Annotated in this window: 5 protein-coding genes and 1 pseudogene; 1 reads left to right on the plus strand and 5 read right to left on the minus strand. The window is 68.8% G+C overall.

Annotated features, from left to right (window positions below; genetic code table 11):
* Positions 1-14: 14 nt before the first annotated feature.
* The 4 genes from KSF81_RS28380 to xerC form a co-directional block, all read right to left on the minus strand.
* Complete coding sequence (locus KSF81_RS28380; RefSeq protein WP_217382149.1) at positions 15-3,902, minus strand: YCF48-related protein; 3,888 nt, start codon at positions 3,900-3,902, stop codon at positions 15-17.
* 887 nt (positions 3,903-4,789) lie between these two features.
* The gene (locus tag KSF81_RS28385; RefSeq protein ID WP_217382206.1) at positions 4,790-5,749 is read right to left on the minus strand and encodes a hypothetical protein; all 960 of its coding nucleotides are present in this window, start codon (positions 5,747-5,749) and stop codon (positions 4,790-4,792) included.
* Positions 5,750-5,875: 126 nt separating this feature from the next.
* Positions 5,876-6,955: a site-specific integrase gene (locus KSF81_RS31730; RefSeq protein ID WP_217382207.1), complete on the minus strand. Its 1,080-nt coding sequence runs from the start codon at positions 6,953-6,955 to the stop codon at positions 5,876-5,878.
* Positions 6,952-8,676 carry a tyrosine recombinase XerC gene (gene xerC, locus KSF81_RS28395; protein WP_217382208.1) on the minus strand — a complete coding sequence of 575 codons (1,725 nt, stop codon included), beginning with the start codon at positions 8,674-8,676 and terminating at the stop codon, positions 6,952-6,954. Before xerC ends, KSF81_RS31730 begins: the two co-directional genes overlap by 4 nt.
* 637 nt (positions 8,677-9,313) lie before the next feature.
* Here xerC and KSF81_RS28400 point away from each other — a divergent pair.
* Positions 9,314-10,165 (plus strand): annotated as a pseudogene (locus tag KSF81_RS28400) (IS256 family transposase); the annotation flags it as partial.
* Between the two features lie 694 nt (positions 10,166-10,859).
* Here the strand turns inward: KSF81_RS28400 and KSF81_RS28405 are convergent.
* The gene (locus tag KSF81_RS28405; protein WP_217382210.1) at positions 10,860-16,229 is read right to left on the minus strand and encodes a HEAT repeat domain-containing protein; all 5,370 of its coding nucleotides are present in this window, start codon (positions 16,227-16,229) and stop codon (positions 10,860-10,862) included.
* Positions 16,230-16,697 lie beyond the last annotated feature (468 nt).

Genomic DNA, 16,697 nt, shown 5'->3' on the forward strand with positions numbered 1-16,697 from the left:
ATTGCGGGCCTCTTTCAGCCCTGGACCCTGACGCCAGCCCAGGCATCCAGGAAAGCCCGTACCTCCGCTGGGCTTGGTGCAAAGCCTTCAAGATCCTGAAGCGCTGCGACGATGGCGGGCCACACGGGAGCCGATCCCACAGTGGATCGCACCAGCGCGGCCTGCCGCAGATCCGTCCCGTCAGCAGCAAAGCCTTCGAGCAGTCCACGATCAGCGTGGGCAAAAACCGCCAACCCGACCGCCGTTGGGCCGTCACCGATTCCTGCTGCGGTGGCCGCCAGCCGCAGCCGGTTGAGAAAGCGCTTCATTTCCCGCGGCGAAGGGCGGGCGAGGAAGGCGGCCTCCGCCCAGTGGTCGAGCGCTCGGGCAAAGGCAGGCTCGTCTTCCTCTACCAGCGGCAGGGTGCGGCGTCGCCAATGTAGCCCGGCGGCGAGAGCGATGAGGCCGAGCACGGGCGCGAGTAGTAGAGCAACGGTCCGGGGCGTCAGCGCCGGCCCTGGGCTGCGCTGCTCGATTACCCAGGCCGGCCGCTCCTCTGGCCTCTCCGGCTGGGGCGTGCTGGGCGGGGTTGTCGGCGGGATGGGCACGGCTGGAGGGGCCACAGCCGGCGCGGGCGCCGGGGCTTGTACGGCCGGCGCTGCCCTATCCGGGATCAGCCCGACCAGCGTCCATCCACCGAAGAATGCGGATCCCGCGAGGCCTAGTACCACCAGCCCGATCGCCGCCGCCTTCCAGGCGGGATCGCGCGGCGCCTCATGCTCCCGCGCTGCCTCTCGCATCAGCCGACGGGCCGCGGCGGCGCCGAAGCTAGGCACTTCCACCTCGATCTGGATCAGCTTCTGCAGGTAGCTCTCGGCGTAGGCCGCACGCTGCTGCCGCTCTTCCGTCACGCCCTCAGGCGCCATCTCCTTTGCCATGGCGGCATGGGCGAGGCCCATGGCGGTCAGGATCTGCTCGCGCGCGATCGCCAGGATGATGAAGCAGCCAGTGGAACTCGAGAGGAAGTTTAGCACCTCCATTACCTCCGCCACCTGGTCCGGCCGGCAGCGGTCAAGGTCGTCCACGATGATGGTGAGCGTCCGGTCACCGAGCGCCTCCGTTACCTCCCGCAAGGCCTCGGCAAAGCGGGCGCGGAAGGCGAGTTGGCCTCCGAGGTCCTGCCAGCGTACCGCACGCGTGCTGGCGGCGAGCAACTTGCCGGGATCGAGGCCGGCGGATTTCAGCTTGTCGCGAAATCCAATGGCAGCAGTGAGCGCGGTGAGCAGCAGCGCGACCAGTGGGGCGAGGACCTTCAGCGCGGCCTCTGCGCGCTCCCACCCCCAGCTCGTGCGCAGCACCCCCTGTTGCGGCCGTGGCCAATCGGCAGCGAACAGCATACCAACGATGGCCGCGAGGAGGATAAGCGCCGCGGCCCAGAAAAGGGGCCGCCGCTTTATCCGGCCACACCACAGCCGGCCTCGCACGGCAAAACCGGCAATGGTCATGACGGACGGTACCGCCTGATCTCGCACCTGCTGCAGCAGGGCGGCAAAGATGTTTTCTTCCTTTTGGTGGTGCCAGGCATTGAACCAGACCGGGCGAATGCCGTGCGCGCGGAGATCGTCCTGTAGGCGCGCGAGCACGCTGCTTTTCCCGCTACCCCAGGCGCCGGTGATAGCGATTGTTAGCGGCGGCTCGGTCCGACGGTTACGGAGGAAGCGGGAGAGGCGGGCGGCGAGGTCCGTGGTGCCGGCCACGTCAGGGTCGTCGGGAGCGAGCGGCCGGTCGGTGGCGAAGAGCGAGGCAGTGTCGCCGACTGCAGCACGGCGAGCCGGTGGGAGCGGCTGCATGGCCGGCAGGACGGCAATGAAGGCGCAGCCGAGAAGAAGCCAGGATAGAAGCGGGGGATAGCGCTGGTGGGCGATGCGCTGCCAGGTGGCGCCGGCATCGGTGCTGCGCAGCAGCGTGCCGCCCGAGCCCGCGGCGAGGGCGGTGCGCCCGTCCGGCGCGATCGCCAGGGCGCGGAGCCATGCCCTGCTGCCGGCGACGACGGGGGCCCAGGTGGCGCCGGCATCGGTGCTGCGCAGCAGCGTGCCGTCCGAGCCCGCGGCGAGGGCGGTGCGCCCGTCCGGGGCGATCGCCAGGGCATAGAGCCATGCCGTGCTGCCGGCAGCGACGGGGCCCCAGGTGGTGCCGGCATCGGTGCTGCGCAGCAGCGTGCCGTCCGAGCCCGCGGCGAGGGCGGCACGCCCGTCCGGGGCGATCGCCAGGGCGCGGAGCCATGCCCTGCTGCCGACGACGGGAGCCCAGGTGGCGCCGGCATCGGTGCTGCGCAGCAGCGTGCCGTCCGAGCCCGCGGCGAGGGCGGTGCGCCCGTCCGGGGCGATCGCCAGGGCATAGAGCTCTGCCGTGCTGCCGGCGGCGACGGGGGCCCAGGTGGCGCCGGCATCGGTGCTGCGCAGCAGCGTGCCGCCCGAGCCCACGGCGAGGGCGGCACGCCCGTCCGGCGCGATCGCCAGGGCAGTGAGCCATGCCGTGCTGCCGGCGGCGACGGGGGCCCAGGTGGCGCCGGCATCGGTGCTGCGCAGCAGCGTGCCGTCCGAGCCCGCGGCGAGGGCGGTGCGCCCGTCCGGCGCGATCGCCAGGGCAGTGAGCTCTGCCCTGCTGCCGGCGGCGACGGGGGCCCAGGTGGCGCCGGCATCGGTGCTGCGCAGCAGCGTGCCGCCCGAGCCCGTGGCGAGGGCGGCACGCCCGTCCGGGGCGATCGCCAGGGCAGTGAGCCATGCCGTGCTGCCGGCGGCGACGGGGGCCCAGGTGGTGCCGGCATCGGTGCTGCGCAGCAGCGTGCCGCTCACGCCTGTGGCGAGGGCGGTGCGCCCGTCCGGGGCGATCGCCAGGGCGCGGAGCCATGCCCTGCTGCCGGCGGCGACGGGGGCCCAGGTGGCGCCGGCATCGGTGCTGCGCAGCAGCGTGCCGTCCGAGCCCGCGGCGAGAGCGGTGCGCCCGTCCGGCGCAATCGCCAGGGCAGTGAGCCATGCCCTGCTGCCGGCGGCGACGGGAGCCCAGGTGGTGCCGGCATCGGTGCTGCGCAGCAGCGTGCCGTCCCTGCCCGCGGCGAGGGCGGCACGCCCGTCCGGGGCGATCGCCAGGGCATAGAGCTCTGCCGTGCTGCCGGCAGCGACGGGGCCCCAGGTGGTGCCGGCATCGGTGCTGCGCAGCAGCGTGCCGTCCGAGCCCGTGGCGAGGGCGGTGCGCCCGTCCGGGGCGATCGCCAGGGCATAGAGCTCTGCCCTGCTGCCGGCGACGACGGGGGCCCAGGTGGCGCCGGCATCGGTGCTGCGCAGCAGCGTGCCGTCCGAGCCCGTGGCGAGGGCGGTGCGCCCGTCCGGCGCGATCGCCAGGGCATAGAGCTCTGCCCTGCTGCCGGCGGCGACGGGGGCCCAGGTGGCGCCGGCATCGGTGCTGCGCAGCAGCGTGCCGTCCCTGCCCGCGGCGAGGGCGGTGCGCCCGCCCGGCGCGATCGCCAGGGCGCGGAGCTCTGCCCTGCTGCCGGCGGCGACGGGAGCCCAGGTGGTGCCGGCATCGGTGCTGCGCAGCAGCGTGCCGTCCGAGCCCGTGGCGAGGGCGGTGCGCCCGTCCGGCGCGATCGCCAGGGCTTGGATATCCAAACCAATGATCGGTAGCCGGGCGAAGGCGTGCGTCTCGCCCGGCTCGATCCACCAGGCGAGGCTACCGACACCTGCTGGCCTATTCGGGTCATCCCGCAGTGGCAGGAGACGCGCCGCCGCCAGTGCTGCGAGAGCAAAAGCCAGCGCCAGCAGCAGCCAGGGTCCGCGCCGCCGCCGCCACCGGTCCCAGCGCACACGTGCCGGCCCAACCCCGGAGCTGGCGGTGGCTGTCTCGGGCAGCGGTGCTTCCGGCATGGGCGGACCTCGCGTCCTCGTCCCTAGGCTAACCGCCGCCCTGACAGGTCCTCAATGACCTATGGCACTGCCCGGACCCGCGAGGCGGCAATGGCCTCTGCCGAGGCGGCCGCCGCATAGGTTCGGGGATCCGGCCTGCCCAGAAATTAGTCCAGCATCTCATCTGGGATCACCGGCTGTTTGCATCCTGGCATACGATGCCTCCTCAGCGGCATCGTACGGCCCCACACACGGAAATCCCCGAGCGTCTCCTGATTGCAGATAGGATTGCTGGACCGCGCAGTTGCCTTTCGTTGCAGTCCGCCTCAGCGCCGCCATGGTCGGACCGCGCTGCCGACACGCCGGACATGTCTCTTCAACAGTGCCGGGCGCCGCCAGGAAGCGGCGCCCCCGAAGGAGACCACCATGCGAAAGCTTCTCGCGGTCGCCGCCCTCGCTGTGCTCATCGGCGGCGCGCAGGCTGCCACAACCTCCGCCACGGCCGCGCCATGGTCAGGTGGCGCCACAGTGGCACCGGGCAGCGCGTCCGCACCGCTGCTGCAGGACGCCCACTACACCCCGCGCGGATACTATCATGCCCCGCACAGCCGTCAGCACTATGCGCCGCCACGGTACCAGGCGTGGCATCAGCCCTATTGGCATCGCCCCGCGCCGCCGCCGCGCTTTGATCAGCGCCATCCTGGCCACTGGCGCTGAACCTCGTCATGGCGGTCGGGGCGGAGATCAGCCCTCGCCAGCCGCTTATCCGCCTCGGGTGACACAGGTACGGTCCAAGCCGATTGGCTGGGGTGCCTACCGGGTTATCGCCTCATGATTATCTGTATCTATGTCCACGAAAGTCGGATGCATCCATACCCGCTGAGGCCCGTGCTGTATGTGAGCCATCGTCATGCGGCGCTGACCCGCTCAAGAATAACATCGACTCCTCGGCGACCGGCTGGGATCCGCTCCGCCTCCGGCAAGGGACATGGTGCGGAGTCTCGGCAGTGCATAGCGTTCCGGACCAGGCCCCCGTCGGCTGACAGCAGGAGATCGCATTCCGGCAGGTAGGTCGCCAGTTGCGCGTCGCACGGAGTTCCATCGTTGACCTTTTGGAAGCGCTGCAGGTACTCGAACGCCCACCACAGCCAGAAGCGAGGCATAGCCGCGGCATTCACCTCATGGAACCAGAATCCACCCCACGAAGGATCGCCGAAATTCAGTCGTTCGACTTGTACCCAAGGCTTCAGCCAATCGAGGTAGGGGTGACCGGGTATGCACAGTGCCATTGTCGTGGTGGTCCACGCATTGAAGCGCCAAAGCGCGACCGGTTCACCGCTCCAACCCGGAACGGCGGGAGCCGGAGTGCCGGTGATGGTCTCAAGCGACGCGAATTTTGGTAAGGGAATCTCGCGGAACTCCTGGCGCCGTTGACGCGCCTCCTGGCGCGCCGCTTCCAGCAGCTGGCCGTGCCAGCTGTCCTCCGCCGCAATGTGCCTGGCCATGGCCTCGGTATCAAAGCGGGTCCGATCCCAGAAGCCGCCCCGTTCCCGGGTCCAGTCGTAGCGCTGCCTAGCGAACTCACCGCGATCGGGTTTCCTGTGCAGCCACTCTGGGTGGAGCCGCCGGATCTCGCCCAGCAGTTCTCCGCACACGGAGTAGGCCTCGGGCATTAGTCGCCGCCATTTCTTCAACGTGAGCAGGCTTATTTGCCGGCGCCTGCCCTCGATGTTAGGCCGGTGCAGTGACTCGAACACCACGGCAGGCGCGACCAGGATCTCCGTGTGGCCGTCGCGGACGGCGCGCAGCAGATCCGGACCTGCGCCCTCATCCGCGAGATAGCTCCACGCGTTGGTGTCCAGCAGCACGCGCCTTGGCCGCCGCGTTCCGTTTGCGGCGACCGGAATCGTGGCCGCGGACGGCCGTGTGACAGGTGGTTGCTTTACCTGGCTTTGTCGTGCGGCCATCACTTCTCTGCCCTGCACCATGACCGCTCAGCACCCGGCCGCAGGCGGTGAAAGCTTTCCGTCGCGCAGGTCTGACAGCACGGACTGCAGGCTCCGCGTCGCCTCGATGCCGCTTGCCTGGTTGTAGTGGCGCGTGGCGATCTCGTCATCCCGGTGGCCGAGCAGCGGCGCCGCGATGCCGATGTGCCCGGGATCCTCGGTTGCCAGTGAGGTCACGGCGCTGTCCCGGAAGAGGTGCGGATTGACCCCCCGGCCGAACTCCCTGCGGGTCCGCAGGATGATCCGGTCGTAGACGGCGTCACCCACCATGGCGGAGCCGTCTCCCGACACCCAGAGCGCCGCGTTGGCCGGACGGCTCCAGCGGCCGCGCTGCCGACAGAGGAAGGGCCTGTGCTCGGCGAGGTACATCTCCAGCCGCGGCACCAGGGCCTCGGGCCAGGGCATGTCGATTTCCGTCTCGGTCTTGGTTTCGTGGGCCGGGACCCACAGCCACCAAATCGAGTCGCGGCAGGCGACGTGGCGGCCCAGCCGCAGCCCAGTAAGGTTACGGCGCCGCAGCGGTCGAGCGGCCAGGAAGGCGATGATCAGGCCGTCGCGGAACTGAAAGGCGCGTTGCCGCAGTGTCGCCCTCACCGCGGCGCTGTCCATCAGCCGCAGGCCGAACTCGTAGAGCTCGCGGCTGCCGACCGTGCGCGCGCACTTGTCCCGGACTGGGCGGTGACGCGCGCGTACGCGAGCGGCGGCGTGCCGGATCCAACCCCAGTCGCGACCCGGGTCCATCACCCGCGCCACACTGTAGAGCTCCACGAGACGCGACTGCTGGGTGGAGGTGGAGCGTGTGGCCGCGACATCGCCGAGATAAGCCTTAACTCGCTCCGGCGTGATCCGGTCGCCCGGCGGTACTGCTGGGTCGAGGGCCCCGGCCGCGTCGAGCCACTCGAGCCAGCATCCATAGCCAAAGGCGAACTTAGTGTTGCTGATCGGCCGGCAATGCGCCCGCGCGCCACCCGGCTCCAGCCAGTCCCCCGGCTCGAGCGCGGCGAGCCAGAGCCGCCGGTCGGCCCCGGGCCAGGCAGCAAGGGGGCGGGAGACACGCCGCCGCGTCACGGGCCGCCATCCGTGCGCAGGCCCAGGATGGTCCGATCGAAGTGGCGGACTGCGGCCGGGCTCTCGAGGCCGGTGTAGAAGTCCCTGGTGGTCTGCATCGAGCGATGGCCGAGCACGCGCCGGACCACCTCGTAGCCACCCGGGTTGGCGTCGAGGAACAGCTTGGCCCCGATATGGCGGAACAGGTGCGGGTGGACCTCGAGGCCGGTGTGCGTGCGCACGGTCCGGCTGATGCGCTGGCCAAAGCTGTGCCGGTCCTTCGAGCTGCCGTCACGGCCCGGGAAGAGGGCGGTGCTACCCTTCGGCGCGAGCCGCTTGCGGAAGTCCTTAAGGTAGCGGTCGAGCAGGGCGGTGCTCTCGAGCGGCAGCGGGTAGTCGAGAGGGTCGCCGTTCTTCACCTCGTAGCCGCGGATGACGAGGTGCAGCGCCCCGCTTCGGCGGTCCAGGTGGCGCTCGATGTCCAGGCCGACGAGGTTGCTGATGCGGAGAGGGGCCATCAGCAGCAGCTCGATGGCTAATGCGTCCTGCGCCAGCAGGGCTGCGCGCCAGGGCTGCCGCGTGCATCCGGCAAGGTCGAGGAGCTTGCGCGGCAGGTTGAGCAGGGCACGCACCTTCTCTGGATTGTTAAGGGCGCGCAGCCGGTCCCGGTTCGTCTCGGTCATGCCAGGGTTGGACGCGTTGAGTCTGCGGACCGAGACGGCAATGGCGGCGAGTTGCTTGGGCGGGACCTCCACCCAGTGCCGGGCGACGGCCTTCAGCATGCCGGCGGTCTCGGCGATGTGGTGGGGTGGCTTTTCGTGCGGGCGCTCCTCCTGCAGGCACTCCTTCTTCAGGCGCCTCTCCCTCCAGCGCTCCAGGAAGTAGCGCAGGCCCGCCTTGAACGCCTCGAGTTCCACAAGGTCGGCGAGCCGCTGGAGCGAGGTTGGATCGCGGCCCTGATGCACGAGCGCTGAGGCGAACCGGCGAAGCTGGTACTCCCTCAGCGCCAGGGTGATCGGGCGGAGGGGGCGCGCCGGCCCTTTTTCGTCGAACGGGTCGAGCCCGGCGAGGCGGTCGAGCCATGCGCGGACATCCGTGTACAGGCTGGCGGGGAAGGCGCTCCAGGGCAGGGTGAAGAGGTCAGTGCGGGCGGGGGGGACGGCGAGCGGCCGGCCAGGCCAGTCGGGAATCTCCCGGCAGGCCCGGTTCCAGCCACGGCGCGCCTCACGCAGCGCCTCGTCGGGTGCCTTGAGCAGACCGGTGGCGACGTAGGCGGCGAAGCGCTCCATCACCGCCTCGTCCACGCTTGCGGGATCGACGCCGGTGTCGCTGGCGAAGTGGCAGAAGTACGAGAGTGCGGTCTTGAGGCGGCGCGACCCGAGCCGGTCCCAGAGCGCCTTCCATTCGGGCGAGAACGGCCTGCGATGCCGGCCCGGGGCGGCGGGCCGCAGCAGCGCGACGGCGGCGTTCAGCAGGGAGCGGACGTTGTGCCAGCGCTGCCGGCTCAGCCCGTGCGCAGCGGGAGCGACCTCGGCGAGGCGGCGCCGCAGCAGGTGCGATTCAGCCCTGACCAGGGAGGGCTCCCGCCCGATCGCCCGCGCCGCCGTTCGAACGGCGGAGGCGAGGTCCTGGCGGCGGCGGGGCGGAAGGTCGGCTTGGCCGACGACGGCCAGCACGTCGGCCAGGGTGACGACGGCCGGGACTAGGGCCACCGGGGCGACTGGAGGGCGGCGAGTGGACATGGGATGCCTCGTTATGCCACGAGATCATTAACCCTGATTCGGTAAAACTCCCTATCACAAACCAAGCTGATTCGGGCGTGAGATTCTTACCGAGGCGACGGTGGGCGGAGTTCAGAGGGGAGGAAGGTCGCCGCGATGGAGCAGCACGAAGGGCCTGGGGTGCGGCCCTTAGTCGTCTTGCCCCTCGCTGCCGGACGTGCCCCGCCTGGACGGCGATGCGCCCCGAGGAATCGCTCCAGATCGGTCTCCGCCATGCGCACCTGGAGGCCGAAGCGGTGTTCGGTGAGGTCAACCGTGGCGACCTCCGCAGCGTCGAGCAGCTTCCCCCTCTGGCGCTCGTCTGGCGCGGTCACGGGCTGCCGGCTGACGTGTGCCATGCCCGGAGATCCTCCTATCCACATGGCGCGCATTTTCGGAGGGCCTCGACGACGGGCGTCACCGCGACATCCGTGACGAGGACCGTGTTGCCGAACCAGCCATCGTGAGCCCAGCCCCTCACTCCTGGCCGGTCTCGGCGTGTGCTGCCGTAACAACAGGGGGGGTGCCGTCGCGGGTGTGGTGGGAAATCGGGGTGGCGTAGTCTCCGGCTTGTTCAACGAGCCATGACCGGCGTTGGCGCGCCGGTGGAGACCACGCCATGGACAAGAATAGCAGCAGGGCGCTTGCCGAGCAGGCGCTGTTTGCCGGGGAGGCTTGGTTCGACCCGATTGAGGCTGGGCTCCGGGGCCGGATCCGGGGCCTGATCGAGGAGATGGTGGAGCAGGAGCTCGAGGCGGCGCTGGGGCGCGGGCGCTACGAGCGGGCTGGCGGGGCCGTGGGGCACCGCCATGGGCACCGCCGGCGGCAGCTGACCGGCTCTTTCGGGCCGGTCGAGCTGGCGGTGCCGCGGGCTCGGCTGCAGGCCGAGGACGGCAGCACCCGGGAATGGCGCAGCGCCGTGCTGCCGCGCTACGCCCGGCGGACCCGCCAGGCCGAGGCCCTGATCGCCTCAGCCTATCTCGCCGGCACGAACACGCGGCGGGTGCAGCGGGCGCTGGCGGCGCTGTTCCGGGACGCGGTGGGCAAGGACGTGGTGAGCCGGGCCTGGCGCAAGGTAAAGGCGGATTGGGAGGCCTGGGGCCGGCGTGACCTGGCGGGCGAGGACATCGTCCGCCTCATTCTGGATGGCACCGTGGTGCGGGTCCGGCTGGATCGGAAGGCGACCTCTGTCTCGCTGCTGGTGGTCCTCGGCATCCGCCGGGATGGGCAGAAGGTGCTGCTCGCCATCCGCGCCATGGGCGGGGAGAGCGAGGCGGCGTGGCGGGCCGTGCTCAATGACCTGCTCGCCCGCGGGCTGCGGACCCCGGAGTTCCTGATCATCGACGGCGCGGCCGGCCTTGAGAAGGCGCTGGCTGCGCTCTGGCCGGCGGTGCCGGCCCAAAGGTGTACCGTCCATAAGCACCGGAATCTCCTCGCCCATGCGCCGGAGCGGCTGCATGAAGAGATCTCGAGCCCGGCGGCGGCGCGGCCTGCACCACCACCTCGGCGGTCACCGCGTCACGGTCGCGCTTGGCACCCCGCCGGCGCCGCGACCGCTTGCCGCCTTTGCCCGCCCCGGCGCCGCCGCCGGTTGCCTGCTCCATCCCGGAAGGCCGCGACGGTGGCCGCGGCGGCAGACCCTTCAGCCGGGCTACCTCGTCGCGCAGCGCCTGGTTCTCCGCCTTCAGGGCCGCATTGTCGGCCGTGAGTTCGGCAACCTTCGCCACCAACGTGCCGACAAGGTCTCGGAACTCGGCGAGCGACAACGTCTCCAGCAGTGCCGGGTCGGGTGGCGACATGAACAGGGTGAATCACGACGCCCCCCGCAGGCGCAACCGCCTCGCCCAGGAATTTGCCCCAGTTACCGGCGGGGGGATGTCCGCCAAGCCCGGGAGCGTAACGCGAAGGCCGACAGCCTATGTTACAGTTCCGGACACTCCGTTATTTTTGGCCCTGGCGGAGCAAAGATCTACGGTGCCGGCAATGTCGCACAGTCCTCCAACGAAATCGCAAAACGCTGGGCGAGGATGGCGTAGCGGCTCTGCACCTCGGCAACTTCCAATTTCAATGACCTAGCTATTGTCTGCATGCGACCAAGCCCGATTGGATTGCGCGGGTCCATGAATGGCGGAAGGCCGTCAAGAGCTCTTGAAAGCAGTTTGCGATCAATCTCCTCCAAGGTCTGAGTAAGCCCACTGATTGCAATGCGGTGCTCCCCCCGCATCGTGATGCTTGAGGGCTTCTCTGAAGCTGCGCATCGCGTGGGGATCGCCGAGTTTGCCGAGCGCCCCGGCCGCGGCGCGGCGCACCCTCCAGTCCTCGCCGGGAGCAAGGCGGGCGAGCAACGGCTCGACCGCGCGGGGATCGCCGAGCTTGCCGAGCGCCCCGGCTGCGGCCTGGCGCACCCAGGTCCCCTCGCCAGGAGCGAGGTGGGCAAGCAGCGGCTCGACCGCGCGAGCGTCGCCGAGTTCGCCGAGTGCCCCGGCCGCGACGCGGCGCACATCGATGTCCTCGTCGGCGGCGAGGCGGGCGAGCAGCGGCTCGACCGCGCGAACGTCGCCGAGCTTGCCGAGCGCCCCGGCCGCGCCGTGGCGCACCGTCCAGTCCTCGCCAGCGGCAAGGCGGGCGAGCAGCGGCTCGACCGCACGAGGATCGCCGAGTTCGCCGAGCGCCCCAGTTGCGCCGTGGCGCACCCTCCAGTCCTCTCCGGGAGTGAGGCAGGCGAGCAGCAACTCGACCACGCGAGGATCGCCGAGCTTGCCGAGCGCCTCGGCCGCAGCATGGCGCACCCTCCAGTGCTCGCCAGGAGTAAGGCGGGCGAGCAGTGGCTCGACCGCGCGGGGATCGCCGAGCTTGCCGAGCGCCCCGGCTGCAGCCTGGCGCACCCAGGTTCCCTCGTCGGTGGCGAGGCGGGCTATCAGCGGCTCGACCGCGCGAGCGTCGCCGAGTTCGCCGAGCGCCTCGGCTGCGGCGTAGCGCACCCTCCAGTCCTCTCCGGGAGTGAGGCGGGCGAGCAGCGGCTCGACCACGCGGGGATCAAGGAGCTTGCCGAGCGCCCTGGCCGCGGCGTAGCGCACCCTCCAGTGCTCGTCGGCGGCGAGGCGGGCGAGCAGCGGCTCGACCGCGCGAGCGTCGCCGAGTTCGCCGAGCGCCTCGGCCGCAGCCTGGCGCACACTGACGTCCTGGTCGGCGGCAAGGCCGGCGAGCAGCGGCTCGACCGCGCGAGCGTCGCCGAGCTTGCCGAGCGCCTCGGCCGCGGCTTGGCGCACATTGACGTTCTGGTCGACGGCGAGGCGGGCGAGCAGCGGCTTGACCGCGCGGGGATCGCCGAGTTCGCCGAGCGCCTCGGTCGCAGCTTGGCACACACTGACGTCCTGGTCGGCGGCGAGGCCGGCGAGCAGCGGCTCGACCGCGCGAGCGTCACCGAGTTTGCCGAGCGCCTCGGCCGCGACGCGGCGCACATCGATGTCGTCGTCGGCGGCGAGGCGGGCAAGTAGCGGCTCGACCGCGCGAGCGTCGCCGAGCTTGCCGAGCGCCCCAGCCGCGGCCTGGCGCATCCTCCAGTCCTGGTCGGCGGCGAGGCGGGCGAGCAGCGGCTCGACCGCGCGGGGATCAAGGAGCTTGCCGAGCGCCCTGGCTGCGACGCGGCGCACATCGATGTCCTGGTCGGCGGCGAGGCGGGCGAGCAGCGGCTCGACCGCGCGAGCGTCGCCGAGTTCGCCGAGCGCCTCGGCCGCGGCCTGGCGCACATCGATGTCCTGGTCGGCGGTGAGGCAGGCGAGCAGCGGCTCGCCCCCGCGGGGATCACCGAGTTCGCCGAGCGCCCTGGCCGCGGCCTGGCGCACATTGATGTCGTCGTCGGCGGCGAGGCGGGCGAGCAGCGGCTCGACCGCGCGAGCGTCGCCGAGTTCGCCGAGCGCCTCGGCCGTGACGCGGCGCACACTGACGTCCTGGTCGGCAGCGAGGCGGGCGAGCAGTGGCTCGACCGCGCGAGCGTCGCCGAGCTTGCCGAGCGCCTCGGCCGCGGCCTGGCGCACATTGATGTCGTCGTCGGCGGTGAAGCGGGCAAGCAGCGGCTCGACCGCGCGAGCGTCGCCGAGCTTGCCGAGCGCCCTGGCCGCGACGCGGCGCACATCGATGTCCTGGTCGGCGGCGAGGCGGGCGAGCAGCGGCTCGACCGCTCGGGTGTCGTCGAGTTTGCCGAGCGCCCCGGCCGCCGCCTGGCGTACCCGCCGCGGGCGGTGGTCCGGCAGTAGCTGCTCAAGCATAAGCAACCATTCCTTAAGCTCGGCCGGATGCAAGGCTTCGAGAATTTCTACAACGGCGTCCTCGTCGGACTGCTCGCACAGCAGGAAGTCTCCTAACCGAGCGACAGTAGTGGACATCGGGCGCCAGCCAGCCCTCAACAGGTCGGAAATCCGGGCTCCGGCAACGAATTGCATCGCATTGCTGCCCGCCAGCCGGTTCAGCAATGCCTCACTGACCTGGCTTAGAGCTGGTTCCTTGCTTGAAGTATCAAGCATACTCAGGGCCAGCATTGCCTCGATCTCGCTCCCGCTCTCGATAGTCTCGAGAGACAGCTTCGGTTCGCGTACCATCTGGCCAGCCGGGCTCGCCTTCCATGCTAGGTCTTTGGTAAGGCGCCAGAGTGCCCGGCGCTCATCGCCTGACTGATGCGCTAAAGCTGCTAGCAATGCTCGCGCAAAGGTGGTGCGCCAACGCGTCGTGGCCAGTTCATATACCGCCAAGACGAGGCTCGACGTGACCCAAAGGTTCATTTCTTCGGCTCGCACGGATGCCGCGAACGCAGTCGCAATCTCCGCACCTACCGCCTCGCTGGCGTTCGGCTCGTCCGCCAGGCAAAGGGCAGCTTGCTGCGCCCGCGCGCGCTTGAGCCCAGGGCCATCCCCTGTCCCGAGAATCGCGTGCAATGTCGGATCTACATCGATGTCCCGGCAAATCGCGATGCAGAGCCGGAGCGCCTCGCGCCAGCTTTCGACGACTACGACGTCCTCGTCCTTAAGCAAGCCCGTCGTTTGCACTCGCTCGACGCGGCCTGCGAGCGGCCCAATCTGGTCAGCAAGGCGGCGTTCGGCAGTATAACCCGGGTACTTACCATCTGCCAGTGCTCGGGCCGCGAGATACTCCTGAAACGTCAGATGGCGGAATTCATACACCGGGGTCTGGCGGCCGCTGATCCGACGGCGACCTGCCTGATACAGCAGGCCGGTACGCGCCTCAACGACGCGCAGAAAGTCTTCCGGCGATCGCGCTCGCACATCGTGCGCCGCAGGATGCTCGGATCGCATGTCCTCCAGCAGCCGCACTATCTCCGTTTCATCTAGTTGCTGCACGCCGCGATCGCACATTGCATATGCGAGATATGCAAGTTGCGGGACGGCTTCCCGCCACTCAATCGGTCTGTCGACCTCTGGTCTCATGTTCAGCAGAACGTCGATCGCTTCTTCGTAGAGGTCGGCTCTACGCTGCGGTAACTTGCCGACCTTCCGCTTTACAAGCGCCATGGTGGTGAGCAGGATAGGGCTTCCGGTGAGACGCTCGATCCTATCGCTACTGTGGATCTCTGCGATCAACTCACGGGCGGCGGCGTCCCGCCGCTCTGGCCGCTCCGTCAACGCACACCACTGGCGCGCAAAGGCATCCTTCTCGCTGCCTGCCAAATCGGCCAGCGTGGCGTGTAGAAAGCCTCGTGCTAAGCGCCTTCCCATGTCCCGGTAGCCGACAATGCGCGATGTGGCGACGATCCTAAGCTGCGGTTTGGCCTGCGCCAGCTGGTCGACGCGCTCGCAGAATTTCGCACGCTCCCGGGGATCATTGATCTCGTCCAGGCCGTCGAGCACCAACAATGCCGTGCCGGCGTCGACCACACCGCGCAGATAGGGGACTAAGTCCGCAGATTCTGTTGGATCAAGTTCATTGCTACGGAAACTGCGTCCGAGGAGTGTGTTAAGGTCTCCTGCCATGTCTGCCGGACGTAGATCACGGCAGCGAATCAGGATGGGCAGTAGATCGGTGTCCGGCAGCGAACCGACCTCCGGCAGATCCTTCCAAGAAGGGTCGTGCTTCAAACGGAGTAGATATGCGGTGGCGATCCAGCGGGTGAAGGTGGTCTTACCAGAGCCAGGGTCGCCAAGCAGTACTACACGAACGCTGCGCGAAAGGCATGTGCCAATAGGCACACGCTCTCGACGGCTGCCTTCCTGAGGAGACCGTCCGTCCCGTGCCACTCCTCGTTTCGCGTCGGCCCTTAGCTGTTCCAACTCCTTAAATTCGGCGTCACTCTCCTTACTATCCGGAACTACGAGCACGCGCGCCGGCATGTAGAGGCGCCGCAGTTGTAACTCCCGCTGAACCACATGCACGTCCGATGCTGGTAAGTTGGCGAGGTCCAGCAAATCACAGGTTTCTAGTAAAAGGGTGCGATACTTCGCCGCAGCGGCCTCTCGTCGCTCCGTGCTCGTGGTGCCGGGGCCAGTAGAACCTCGGCCCGAACGGCGCGGTGCCCGTCTCCGTCTCAGCCGAGTTGGCAGCTGAAATCCGAAGTATCCACCTTGGTGAGTATCGTGGTCAGCCGCCCAGACCGCGCCCCTATCATTCCATTTGCGCAGATAAACAGTCCCTCTTCCACGCGCAAAATCCATAGAGACGAAGTTATAAGCATTTGTATAGCGCGGATTCTCTGCTGTGCGCCGATCGTACGCGGCTCCGGCAGGAATGAGTATGAAGTCTCCTCCGGGTCCGAGTGCAACGGCTACGTTCGGCTCGTGTTGATGGCCACACAAGATCACGTCGACGGCTCGTTGCAGGCGTTCCTGTACGCGGGCGCGATCAAAGTCAGCAAGCCATGCAAAGGGGTGGTGGATTACGGCAATGCGGAGATCGTGCTCAGAAATTCGTTGCAACGAGCCGTGGATCTGTGGCTCGCCGACAACAAGAACGCCGTAGTCGTTCACCTCTTCATTCTTGCCCTCCGCCTTTCGTCTCGCACACATCCAAGCAGAGTTTAGGCCAAGTAGGGCCACCCGCCGTCCAGCCAGTTCCCACTCCCGTAGCGACGCGAAGGTAGGATCGGGCTGACCGGTGTATCCTGCAACAAAATCGTGGAATGCGCGCAATGGCTCCATTGCGCGGTCGCGGCGCCGATCATCGGTCAGCCATTGATGCACCGCGGCCTCGCCCGGTAGGGGCTGCTGTAGCGGCGGAGGCGCCATATCCCAGGCAATCTGCCGGTCAAGATCATGGTTCCCTGGCACTATGAACAGTCGCTCGGGTTTCAGTCCGAGTGCTTCGAGCACGGGATCAAGCAGAAGTTTTCGTGCCGCAGCAAACTCTGTCGGCTGGCCAGCGAAGGCGAGATCACCACTGAAGATGACGAAATCCAAATTTGCGAGTGAGCGGTCGATATTCGCCCGCTGCCGAATGTCATCAATTAGGCGGTCGAGGACGACTGTCCGGCCGAAATCTTCGCCCTTTTGGTGCCAATCAGACAGGTGCAGCCAGTTGATGGTGTTCATTGTCAGCCCTCGAACGTCCTAAGACCCCCCACAGCAACTTTTTCACATTCATGAGCAATGCAACAAGCACCCGGCAATAGCAGGCCTCGTAAGAATCTGAACGCGAAATAAGCGGGCAGGTTAGTTCGGAACCGACACATTGGGCCATGCGCCAGCCCACCCCCACCATATCGGGCCGATGTCTCACACTGACTTTCTGAGCCCCGTTGATCTGCCACCGCCGTCTGCTCGCCGCGTTCCCCGCCCCAGCCGCGGCGACGGCTGGAACATCCTGGCCGATGTGGAGGTGTTCGTCTTCGCCGTCGAGGCCGAACTGGAGGCCATGGACGGCGAGCGGGTCGGCGTGCACCGCCGTGGCCGCAAGCCGGACCTGAGCTTGCGGCGGCGGCTAATCGGGCTGATCTGGATGCTGACCTTCGGCGGCATGCAGTGGCGCATCGCCGGCTGGCTCTCGGGCATTCCTTTCAC

This window comes from Siccirubricoccus sp. G192, from assembly GCF_019084075.1.
Classification (GTDB): Bacteria; Pseudomonadota; Alphaproteobacteria; order Acetobacterales; family Acetobacteraceae; genus G192.

What these genes read in the sequence shown, in the direction of transcription:
- KSF81_RS28380 (WP_217382149.1), bottom strand. Translation starts at nt 3,902, where the DNA reads ATGCCGGAAGCACCGCTGCCCGAGACAGCCACCGCCAGCTCCGGGGTT.
- xerC (WP_217382208.1), bottom strand. Translation starts at nt 8,676, where the DNA reads ATGTCCACTCGCCGCCCTCCAGTCGCCCCGGTGGCCCTAGTCCCGGCC.
- KSF81_RS28405 (WP_217382210.1), bottom strand. Translation starts at nt 16,229, where the DNA reads ATGAACACCATCAACTGGCTGCACCTGTCTGATTGGCACCAAAAGGGC.